A 1943-nucleotide genomic window follows, 5' to 3' on the forward strand; every position below is an offset into this window, starting at 1 on the left:
ACCCGCGCCAAACAGCGCACCCGCCGCATTTATCTGACTGTCGGCAGCCTGTTCGCACTCGGTGCGGTGGCAGGGTTCATGATCGGATTTTATGAAGATGAGGAACGCGGCCTGATCGCCGCCAACAGCATTCCGGCAGAGATTGCGATCATCGCCACGTTGGTGTTCGTGATCGCAGTGACCTTCGGCACCGTGCGGCTGATGAAGGTCTCGGATGAACTCGAACGACGAATCAACACCAATGCAACTGTCATGGCAGGCAATATCCTGCTCATCGGTTATCCGGCATGGTTCTTTCTCTGGAAAGGCGGGCTGGTGCCCGAACCGGATGCGCTGTGGCTGTTCTGCGCCGCAGCACTGGGCTGCTCGCTGACCTACGGCTGGCAAAAGCTGCGCTAACAGTTTTTTCTTCTCTCCCCCCCTGAATAGGAGTTTGTTTTGATGACCAACCTGCTCAAACGGCTGCGCAACGGTGCGACGACATTGGCGCTTGCTGCTGTTGCCAGTGTAAGCTTTGCCAGCCAGCCGCTGCTCGCCCAGACGGCCGAAACGCAAGCCCCCGCAAAGGCGACCGCAACCACCGACATCAGCCCTGCGATGTGGGTGGTGCGCGATGAAGATACGACCATCTATATGTTCGGCACCGTCCATGTGCTGCGCCCAGGTCTCAACTGGCTCAAGGGGGATGTCAAAGCCGCGTTCGACCGGGCCGATGAACTCGTTCTGGAGGTCATCGAACCCGAAGACCCCGCCGTGGTTCAGGGCATCTTGATGAGCAAGGCCTCCAACCCTCAGGGCACAACACTGCGCAGCATGTTGCCGGACGAGCTGCGGACCAAATATGAAACCACGCTGACCGGAATGAACGTGCCGCCCGCAGCGTTCGACCAGATGAAGCCCTGGTTTGCCGGGATCACGCTGACCACATTGCCGCTTTTGATGCAAGGCTATGATCTCAACAGCGGCGCGGAAAAGGTGCTGACCAAGGCTGCGAAGGACGTCAGCAAGCCGCTTGGCCAGCTTGAAACGATTGAACAGCAGCTCGACATCTTCGATTCACTAAACGCCGAGGCGCAGATCGAATTCCTGCAGGTTGCGGTTGATGGCGTGCCCGACGTCACCAAGCAGATTGACGACATGGTCGATGCATGGGGCAAGGCTGATTTGGTCAGGCTTGACCGGCTGCTCAACGAAGGTTTTGAGACCTATCCCGGTCTCTACGATGCCATTCTGACTAAGCGCAATGCCAACTGGGTCTCATGGATTCAGGAGCGGATGAAAAAGCCGGGCACGGTGTTCATGGCAGTGGGCGCTGCCCATCTGGTCGGCAAGGACAGTGTTCAGGCGCAGCTCGCTCAGACTGGAATCGAAAGCGAACGAGTCGCCAAATAGCCCGCCTGAGTATGAACAGCTGCAAGGTCGCTGTTGGACCACAAGCCAATGACCTTGACGCGATGGCCAGAGTGCACCCCTGTGCTCTGGCCATTTCCTTTTGGGCAAAGCATTCCTAAATAGATGGTCCGCGCGCTTCGTGTTGTTGCAAAATGTGGATACCCGAGAACCGTGATGGCACGTCTGGCCTGCTGGCTGCTACTTCCTCTTTTTATGCTTGCACATGCGTGCAGTGGCGCGCCAACCGGGGCTTTGAGTGGCGGGGTCTGGGATGGCCCCAAACGCGGTGCTCCGGCGCTATGGCACGTGCGCAGCGAGACGGGCGAGGCGTGGCTGTTTGGCGGCATTCATGCGCTGCCGCGCGGACTAAAATGGATCACGCCCCAAATGCAGGAGGCGATTGAGACGAGCGACCGGCTGGTGATCGAGGTGCTGGGGCTTGAGCAGCCTGCCGAGATCACACGGATATTCCAGCAGATGGGCAATAGCCCCGGGCAGTCGCCGCTGGCCGAACGCCTGCCGCCGGACCTGCGCGAGGCAGGCGAGGCGCT

Annotated in this window: 3 protein-coding genes; all 3 read left to right on the plus strand. The window is 59.3% G+C overall.

Annotated elements, in window-relative coordinates:
- Positions 1-399: hypothetical protein (locus ACEW8G_RS04140; RefSeq protein ID WP_373487185.1), on the plus strand; the 399-nt coding region annotated here is incomplete at its 5' end.
- 42 nt (positions 400-441) lie between these two features.
- Positions 442-1392: a TraB/GumN family protein gene (locus ACEW8G_RS04145; RefSeq protein ID WP_373487186.1), complete on the plus strand. Its 951-nt coding sequence runs from the start codon at positions 442-444 to the stop codon at positions 1390-1392.
- A gap of 213 nt (positions 1393-1605) precedes the next feature.
- Positions 1606-1943 (plus strand): TraB/GumN family protein (locus tag ACEW8G_RS04150; protein ID WP_373487187.1); only part of this gene is annotated, 338 nt, incomplete at its 3' end.

The sequence above is a fragment of the Blastomonas sp. genome, from assembly GCF_041747255.1.
In the GTDB taxonomy this organism is placed as follows: Bacteria; Pseudomonadota; Alphaproteobacteria; order Sphingomonadales; family Sphingomonadaceae; genus Blastomonas.

Coding starts and splice junctions, on each gene's coding strand:
- ACEW8G_RS04145 (WP_373487186.1), top strand. CDS start 442: ATGACCAACCTGCTCAAACGGCTGCGCAACGGTGCGACGACATTGGCG.